The organism is Streptomyces sp. NRRL F-5630, assembly GCF_000719475.1.
Classification (GTDB): domain Bacteria; phylum Actinomycetota; class Actinomycetes; order Streptomycetales; family Streptomycetaceae; genus Streptomyces.
In genome coordinates this window covers 1-8,448 of the sequence record NZ_JOGO01000127.1, presented here as the reverse complement: position 1 = coordinate 8,448, position 8,448 = coordinate 1, and the positions used below count along the sequence as shown (strand labels likewise).

Sequence of the window (8,448 nt, the reverse complement as noted above, 5' to 3'; positions counted from 1 at the left end):
GGCCGGGGCGGGGCGGGGGACGGCCGGGACGGCGGTGCGGGTTCCCGCCCCGCCCCGGCCCCGCGCGCCCCCGTACGTCCCCTGACCAGCGGCGCCGCGCGGACCCGTGCGCCCGCTTCCGCGCCCGTGCAGCGCCTACCCTGGGCGCCATGAGTACGTTGCGTGGGCGCGGTCGCGTCGAGGGTCTGCCCGAGTGGGACCGGTGCGCGGTCATGGGGGTCGTCAACGTGACGCCCGACTCCTTCTCGGACGGGGGGCGCTGGTTCGACGCCGAGGCCGCGGTCAAACACGGCCTCGAACTCGTCGCGCAGGGCGCCGACCTGGTCGACGTCGGCGGTGAGTCCACGCGGCCGGGCGCCACGCGTGTCGACGAGGAGGAGGAGCTGCGGCGGGTCGTGCCCGTCGTGCGGGCCCTCGCCGCCGAGGGCGTCACGCTGTCAGTCGACACGATGCGCGCGCGGGTCGCCGAGGCCGCGCTGAACGCCGGAGCGCACCTCGTCAACGACGTGAGCGGCGGCCTCGCCGACGCCGCGATGGTCCCGATGGTCGCCGCGACGGGCGCGCCGTTCGTCGTGATGCACTGGCGCGGTTTCAGCCAGGACATGAACGCGCGCGCCGTCTACGCGGATGTCGTCGGTGAGGTGGTGAGCGAGCTGGAGCAGCGCATGGCGGCGGTCGTCGGAGCGGGAGTCGCGCCCGAGCGCGTCCTGCTCGACCCGGGGCTCGGCTTCGCGAAGGCGGCCGAGCACGACCTCGTACTCCTCGCGCACCTCGACCGGCTGCACGCGCTCGGCCGCCCGCTCCTCGTGGCGGCGTCCCGCAAGCGGTTCCTCGGCCGCGTGCTCGCCGGTGACACCTCGGCGCCCCCGCCGCCCGCGCGCGAGCGCGACGCGGCGACCGCCGCCGTCTCGGCGCTCTCGGCGGCGGCGGGCGCCTGGGGCGTGCGCGTGCACGAGGTACGGGCGAGCGCGGACGCGGTCCGCGTCGCGCGCGCCGTCGAGGCCGCCCGGTGAGCGCCCGCACGGCGGCCGAGGAGGTCGAGCAGGCGAACGCCGCCTACTACGCGGCGATGGAGGCCGGCGATTTCGACGCCCTCGCCGGGCTGTGGCTGGACACCACGGACGACGTCAACGACGGGGACGGCTCCGACATCGTCTGCGTGCACCCGGGGTGGCCGGTGCTCAGCGGGCGCGGCGAGGTGCTGCGCAGTTACGCGGTGATCATGGCGAACACCGAGTACATCCAGTTCTTCCTGACCGACGTCGCGGTCACGGTGCACGGCCAGACGGCGCTGCTGACCTGCACCGAGAACATCCTCTCGGGCGCCCCGGCCCCCGAGGACGAGGAGGGCCCGGGCCCGCTCCTGGGTCAGCTCGTCGTGGCGACGAACCTCTTCCGCCGCACGGCTGCGGGCTGGCGCCTGTGGTCGCACCACGCCTCGCCCGTCCTGACCAGGGACGACGACGAGGAGGAGGGTCCGGACGAGGAGTCCATCGGGCCGGGGGACGCGACGCCGGCCTGAACCGTAGCGCGGCACGGCGGTCGCGTGCTCCGGGCGAAAAATCCGCTCACTCGGAAGAGTGGGCGGATTTTTGACTTGTGCGGAGTTATCCACAGATTGCGCGGGGTGGGGGGTGGGGGGCCGGATCGCTGAAAGACTTGTTGCAGGGGTGCCCCCCTGGGAGGGCGGGGGCTGCCCGCAGCCTGGCGGACGTAGGACAGGGTGACGCGGTGTGCCCCTCGGAAGCGGGAGCTGCCCCCAGCCCGGCGGCCATCCCCCCAGCCACACGGACCACCGCACCTCCACCCCCCTTCCACGCCCCCTGTCAGCCCGCGCGGGTAGATTCGAATACGCCAGAAGCATTCGAACGCGGCCCCGCGTGCCGGACGGCGGCGCCCGCGCCGCCCGAGGAGCCCTCGGGGGACCGACGACCGCTGGAGTGAGTACGTGGATCGTGTCGCGCTGCGCGGCCTGCGCGCCCGGGGACACCACGGTGTCTTCCCCGAGGAACGCGAGCAGGGCCAGACCTTCGTGATCGACCTGAGCCTGGGCCTGGACACGCGTCCCGCCGCGGCCGGGGACGACCTGGAGCGGACGGTGCACTACGGAGTGGTCGCCGAGGAGGTCGTCGCCGTCGTCGAGGGCGAGCCCGTGGACCTCATCGAGACCCTCGCCGAGCGCATCGCGCGGACCTGCCTGCGGCACACGGCCGTGCGCGAGGTCGAGGTCGTCGTCCACAAACCCCAAGCACCCCTCACGGTCCCCTTCGACGACGTGACCGTCACCATCACCCGGAGCCGAGCATGACCGCACGCGACCAGGTCCACGGGGACCCCACCGTCCAGCCGGTGCCGGCGTCCGTCGTCGCCCAGGTGGACGCCGCCGACACCACGCTGTCCAACCCGCACCGCGCCGTCCTCGCCCTCGGCTCCAACCTCGGGAACCGCCTGGAGAACCTCCAAGGCGCGATCGACGCCCTGGAGGACACCCCGGGCCTGCGCGTCAAGGCCGTCTCGCCCGTCTACGAGACCGAGCCCTGGGGCGTCGAGCCGGGCAGCCAGCCCTCCTACTTCAACGCCGTCGTCTCCCTCCGCACGACCCTGCCGCCCTCCTCGCTCCTGGAGCGCGCGCACGCGGTCGAGGAGGCGTTCCACCGCGAACGCGCCGAGCGCTGGGGGCCGCGCACGCTGGACGTGGACATCGTCACGTACGCGGACATCGTCTCGGACGACCCCGCGCTCACGCTGCCGCACCCGCGCGCCCACGAACGCGCCTTCGTCCTCGCGCCCTGGGCCGATATCGAGCCCGGCGCGAGCCTGCCCGGCCACGGCCAGGTCGCTGACCTGCTCGCGGCGATCGGCGACGAGGGCGTCACCCCGCGCCGGGACCTGGAACTGATCGTCCCCGATTAGCCGTTAGGGTCGGGGAGGGGCGCTCGCGGACGGGCCACGGGGCCCGTGAGCGTACGAAGGGACGACAGTCAGGTGCAGAAGCTCCGCCTCCGGGTGCTCGCCGGGATCTTCGTCGTGGCCGGGGTGCTCGCCTGGGCCGGGGCCCGGCTCTGGGACGCGTACGGCCGGCTGCCCTCCGTGCCCGTCGCCGCGCCCGTCGTCTTCTTCGCGCTCGCCGCGCTGCTCCTCGCCACGGCGCTGTCCATACGTGCCCGGCTCCGCGCCCAGCGCGAACGCCGCCCCGGGGCCGAAGGGGTCAATCCGCTCCAGGCGGCGCGCGCCGTCGTGCTCGGCCAGGCGAGCGCCCTCGTCGCCGCGCTCGTCGCCGGTCTGTACGGCGGCATGGGCGTGTTCCTCCTGACCCGCCTCGACGAACCGGCCCGCCGCGACCAAGCGGTCTATGCCGCCCTCACGGTGCTCGCGGGCGCCGCCGTCGTCGCCGTCGCCTTCCTCCTGGAGCACGTCTGCAAGCTCCCCGAGGACCACGACGACGACACCCCGCACCCGGCGAGCTGACAGGCACGGCCTCGCGGGAACGAGCGCGGCCGTCCCGGTCCCCGCCCTTCCCGGGCACCAGGGCCCCCGCTACCCGGCCCCCGACCGCTCCGGCTCGCCGGCCCTCCCCGCCCCACACCCGGCCTCGCCGACCGTGCCTCAGCACCTCGTCGCGCCCCGACCGCCCCGACCGGCCTCATCGCGCCCCGACCGGCCTCATCGCACCCTGACCAGCCTCACCGCGCCATGATCAAACTCATCGCCTCCGCGCGCGTCGCCGGGTCGCGGAGCTGTCCCCGGACCGCCGAGGTCAGCGTCTTCGCGCCGGGCTTGCGCACGCCGCGCATCGACATGCACAGGTGCTCGCACTCGATGACGACGATGGCCCCGCGCGGCTCCAGTATCCGCATGAGCGCCTCGGCGACCTGGGTGGTGAGGCGTTCCTGCACCTGGGGGCGGCGGGAGTAGACGTCGACGAGGCGGGCCAGCTTGGAGAGCCCGGTGATCTTGCCGTCGGCGGCGGGGATGTAGCCGACGTGGGCGACGCCGACGAAGGGCACGAGGTGGTGTTCGCAGGTGCTCTGCACCTCGATGTCCTTCACGAGGACCATCTCGTCGTGCCCGAGGTCGAAGGTCGTGGTGAGCACGTCCTCCGGCTCCTGCCACAGCCCGGCGAAGATCTCCTTGTAGGCGCGGGCGACCCGGCCCGGGGTCTCGCGCAGCCCCTCGCGGTCGGGGTCCTCACCCACGGCGAGGAGGAGTTCGCGGACGGCGTTCTCGGCCCGCTTCTCGTCGAAGGCACCGATCGTGCCCTCGCCGTCCAGGGTCACCGGGTCGGTCATGTCTGCCTCGTTCCGTTGCCGTGCCACCGCCCGGGGCAGGTGCCCGGACCTGGGAATACGGGAAAACCCGCCCCCTCCAGGCTAGAACCTGGTGAGGACGGGCTTCATTCCGGGCCCGGCCGGCGTCGGCACCCCCGGCTCGCGCCGCCGACGCGCCCGGCTCTCGCCGGGCACTCGGCTCGCACCGCGGGTGCCCGGCGCTCGCGCCGTGCTCTCCCTCGGCGACGCGGCGCCTCGCTCAGCTGTCGCCGCGCTCCTCCGAGGAGGGGTCCGGCTCGGCCTGCGGCGTCTTGTCGACGGAGACCTGGCCCGGCTGAGTGCCGTTGGCACCGTGCGTGAGCTGGAGTTCCTTCGGCGAGAGCACCGGCGGCCTGGTCGAGGGCGTCCGGCGGGACGAGCCGGTCCACGCGGGGCGGGCCGGGCGCTTCACGATCGGGGCGAAGATCTCGGCGATCTCCTCCTTGCCGAGCGTCTCCTTCTCCAGGAGCGCGAGCACCAGGTTGTCGAGGACGTCCCGGTTCTCGACGAGGATTTCCCACGCCTCGTTGTGCGCGGTCTCGATGAGCTTCTTGACCTCCTCGTCGACGAGCGCCGCGACCTCTTCCGAGTAGTCGCGCTGGTGGCCCATCTCGCGGCCCACGAAGGGCTCCGAGTTGTCACCGCCGAACTTGATCGCGCCGAGCCGCTCGGTCATCCCGTACTGGGTGACCATGGCGCGGGCGGTCCCGGTGGCCTTCTCGATGTCGTTCGCCGCACCGGTGGTCGGGTCGTGGAAGACGAGCTCCTCCGCGGCCCGGCCGCCCAGCATGTAGGCGAGCTGGTCGAGCATCTCGTTGCGCGTGGTCGAGTACTTGTCCTCGTCCGGGAGCACCATCGTGTAGCCGAGGGCGCGGCCCCGGGACAGGATGGTGATCTTGTGCACCGGGTCGGAGTTGGGGGAAGCCGCAGCGACCAGGGCGTGTCCGCCCTCGTGGTACGCGGTGATCTTCTTCTCCTTGTCCGACATGATGCGGGTGCGCTTCTGCGGGCCCGCGACGACGCGGTCGATGGCCTCGTCGAGCATGCTGTTGTCGATGAGCTTCTTGTCGCTGCGCGCGGTGAGGAGCGCGGCCTCGTTGAGCACGTTGGCGAGGTCGGCGCCGGTGAAGCCCGGGGTGCGCCGGGCGACGGCGGCGAGGTCGACGCCCTCGGCGACGGGCTTGCCCTGCACGTGCACCTTGAGGATTTCCAGCCGGCCCTGCATGTCGGGGCGGTCGACGGCGATCTGCCGGTCGAAGCGGCCCGGGCGCAGGAGCGCGGGGTCGAGGATGTCGGGCCGGTTCGTGGCGGCGATCAGGATGACGCCGCCCTTCACGTCGAAGCCGTCCATCTCGACGAGCAGCTGGTTGAGCGTCTGCTCGCGCTCGTCGTGGCCGCCGCCGAGGCCCGCGCCGCGGTGCCGGCCGACGGCGTCGATCTCGTCGACGAAGACGATCGCCGGGGCGTTCGCCTTGGCCTGCTCGAAGAGGTCGCGCACCCGGGAGGCACCGACACCGACGAACATCTCGACGAAGTCGGAGCCCGAGATCGAGTAGAACGGCACCCCGGCCTCGCCGGCCACCGCGCGGGCGAGGAGGGTCTTGCCCGTACCGGGAGGCCCGTAGAGCAGGACGCCCTTCGGGATCTTGGCGCCGACGGCCTGGAACTTCGCCGGTTCCTGGAGGAACTCCTTGATCTCCTGGAGTTCCTCGACGGCCTCGTCGGAGCCCGCGACGTCCGCGAAGGTCGTCTTCGGGGTGTCCTTCGTCAGGAGCTTCGCCTTGGACTTCCCGAACTGCATGACACGGGAGCCGCCCCCCTGCATCTGGTTCATGAGGAACAGGAAGATGAGGACGATGACGATGATCGGCAGCAGCGAGAAGAGGATGCTGAGGAACGGGCTCTGCTTCGACGGCTGGACGGTGTAGCCGTCGGGGATCTTGTTGTTCTGGTACTTGTCCTGGAGCGTCGCGGCGAGGTCGGTGCCCTGGTCACCGATGTAGCTCGCCTGGATCTTGCTGCTCCCCTTGACCTCCTGGCCCTTCTTCAGCTCGACCTTGATGATGTGGTCATCGCCGGTGCTGAGCTTGACCGCCTTCGCCTTGTCCTGGTCGATCGCCTTGACGACCTGACCGGTGTCCACCGTCTTGTAGCCGCCGGACGAACCGACGAACTGCATCAACACGACCACGGCGAGGACGGCCAGCACGATCCACATGACCGGCCCACGGAAGTATCGCTTCACGTCCATCCACACGGAGCGGGATGCGCCCCGTCCCTCCTGCCATAGTGAGTGAGATAAAGACTGTTCTTCGGACGGTACCCCAGCATTGTCACCCGAAGACGCAGGGGAGTGCTGAGGAACCTGGTTACGCCTCGTCCAACGGTGGAGGAGGCGTGCGGGTTCCCGGGGCACCCCGCGGAGTGTGACGCGCCCTCGGGCGGACGCCGTCGCGCGGGCCCCGGTGACCCGGGCGGGCGGCGCCCTCGGGCGGGCGCGCGGATGTCAGCCTCCGTAGACGTGGGGCGCGAGGGTCCCGACGAAGGGCAGGTTGCGGTACTTCTCCGCGTAGTCGAGCCCGTAGCCGACGACGAACTCGTTGGGGATGTCGAAGCCCGTCCACTTCACGTCGATCGCGACCTTCGCGGCGTCCGGCTTGCGCAGCAGCGTGCACACCTCCAGCGACGCGGGCTCGCGCGAGCCGAGGTTGGTGAGCAGCCACGACAGGGTGAGCCCGGAGTCGATGATGTCCTCGACGATCAGGACGTGGCGGCCCTTGATGTCGGTGTCGAGGTCCTTGAGGATGCGCACGACGCCGGAGGACTGGGTGCCCGCCCCGTAGGACGAGACGGCCATCCAGTCCATCGTGGCCGGTGTGGACAGGGCGCGGGCGAGGTCGGCCATGACCATCACCGCGCCCTTGAGGACTCCGACCAGGAGGAGGTCCTTGCCCGCGTACTCCGCGTCGATCTTGGCGGCCAGCTCGGCGAGCTTCGCGTCGATCTCTTCCTTCGTGAGGAGGACCGACTGGAGGTCGGAGCCCATGTCTTTCGCGTCCACGCGCATCACTTTCGTCTGTCGAACCGGTGCGGCGGCGCGCGCCCGCCCGTGGGAGCGCGCCTCAGCCTTGCCGGATGACCAGTCTGCCACCTAGCCGCCTGGCCTCGACCTTCCCGGGGAGGTTGAGGGCCCGCTGCCCGCGCCAGGCGGTGATGAGCCGGTCCACCTCCTCGATGTGCGCGGCGAAGAGCGCTCCGCCGGGGGCGCCGGCGTCGAGGAGGGCGCCGCGCAGGACGCGGCGGCGGACGGCGGCGGGCAGCGCGTAGAGGCCGGCGCAGTCGAGTGCGCCGTGTTCGTCGCGGACGGTCCCCGCGGCGCGCGCGGCCCAGGCGTCGAGCGCGTCGGCGTCGTCGCGGGAGAGCTGGGCCGTACGGGCGAGGGCTTCGACGACGCCCTTGCCGAGGGACTTCTCCAGGGCGGGCAGGCCCTCGTGGCGCAGCCGGGAGCGGGTGTAGGCGGGGTCGGTGTTGTGCGGGTCGTCCCACACGGGCAGCGACTGGACCATGCAGGCCTTGCGGGCGGTCTGCCGGTCGACGCGCAGGAAGGGGCGGCGGTAGCGGCCTCCGGGGCCGGAGGTCTCGGCCATGCCGGACAGGGAGCGGGTGCCGGAGCCGCGGGCGAGGCCGAGGAGGACGGTCTCGGCCTGGTCGTCGCGGGTGTGGCCGAGGAGGATCGCGGTGGCGCCGTGCTTTTCGGCGACGGCGTCGAGTGCCGCGTACCTGGCCTCGCGGGCGGCGGCCTCGGGCCCTCCGGCGCGGCCGACGTCGACGGCGACGGCCTCGACGGGGGTCAGGCGCAGGGCGGTGAGCCGGGCGACGACCTCGGCGGCGCGGCGGCTTGAGCCTTCCTGGAGGCGGTGGTCGATGGTGACGCCGCCCGCGCGGACGCCGAGGCGGGGGGCCTCGAAGGCGAGCGCGGAGGCGAGGGCCATGGAGTCGGCGCCGCCGGAGCAGGCGACGAGCACGAGGGGGGCCGCGGGGTGAGGGGCGGGGAAGGGGCGGCGCGAGTGGACGATGCGCGCGGCCCAGTCGGGGCCGCTGTCGGCGGCTCCGGCGGGGAGGGGATCGGGCGGGGTGGCCG

9 protein-coding genes are annotated in these 8,448 nt (G+C 72.8%); 5 read left to right on the top strand and 4 right to left on the bottom strand.

Going from position 1 to position 8,448, the window contains the following annotated elements; genetic code table 11:
• The first annotated feature begins 149 nt into the window (after positions 1-149).
• From folP to IF99_RS0129405, 5 genes are all read left to right on the top strand, one after another.
• A complete protein-coding gene (folP, locus tag IF99_RS0129425) occupies positions 150-1,013 on the top strand; it encodes a dihydropteroate synthase (protein WP_078655342.1) in 864 nt (287 codons plus the stop codon).
• On the top strand, positions 1,010-1,522 hold the full coding sequence (locus IF99_RS0129420; protein WP_031001347.1) for a nuclear transport factor 2 family protein: 513 nt from the start codon (positions 1,010-1,012) through the stop codon (positions 1,520-1,522). Before folP ends, IF99_RS0129420 begins: the two co-directional genes overlap by 4 nt.
• 426 nt (positions 1,523-1,948) lie before the next feature.
• Positions 1,949-2,308, top strand: a complete 360-nt coding sequence (gene folB, locus IF99_RS0129415; protein WP_031001346.1) for a dihydroneopterin aldolase — start codon at positions 1,949-1,951, stop codon at positions 2,306-2,308.
• Complete coding sequence (folK, locus tag IF99_RS0129410) at positions 2,305-2,913, top strand: 2-amino-4-hydroxy-6-hydroxymethyldihydropteridine diphosphokinase (protein WP_031001345.1); 609 nt, start codon at positions 2,305-2,307, stop codon at positions 2,911-2,913. The genes folB and folK overlap by 4 nt, the downstream gene beginning before the upstream one ends.
• Positions 2,914-2,985: 72 nt before the next feature.
• Positions 2,986-3,468, top strand: coding sequence for a DUF3180 domain-containing protein (locus IF99_RS0129405; RefSeq protein ID WP_031001344.1), 483 nt, complete (start codon positions 2,986-2,988; stop codon positions 3,466-3,468).
• A 215-nt stretch (positions 3,469-3,683) separates the two neighbouring features.
• Here IF99_RS0129405 and folE read toward each other — a convergent pair whose 3' ends face one another.
• The 4 genes from folE to tilS form a co-directional block, all read right to left on the bottom strand.
• Complete coding sequence (gene folE, locus IF99_RS0129400) at positions 3,684-4,289, bottom strand: GTP cyclohydrolase I FolE (RefSeq protein WP_031001343.1); 606 nt, start codon at positions 4,287-4,289, stop codon at positions 3,684-3,686.
• 238 nt (positions 4,290-4,527) lie between these two features.
• On the bottom strand, positions 4,528-6,558 hold the full coding sequence (gene ftsH / locus IF99_RS0129395; RefSeq protein ID WP_031001342.1) for an ATP-dependent zinc metalloprotease FtsH: 2,031 nt from the start codon (positions 6,556-6,558) through the stop codon (positions 4,528-4,530).
• Between the two features lie 255 nt (positions 6,559-6,813).
• Positions 6,814-7,374, bottom strand: coding sequence for a hypoxanthine phosphoribosyltransferase (gene hpt / locus IF99_RS0129390; protein WP_031001341.1), 561 nt, complete (start codon positions 7,372-7,374; stop codon positions 6,814-6,816).
• A 55-nt stretch (positions 7,375-7,429) separates the two neighbouring features.
• Positions 7,430-8,448: tRNA lysidine(34) synthetase TilS (tilS, locus tag IF99_RS0129385; protein WP_031001340.1), on the bottom strand; the 1,019-nt coding region annotated here is incomplete at its 5' end.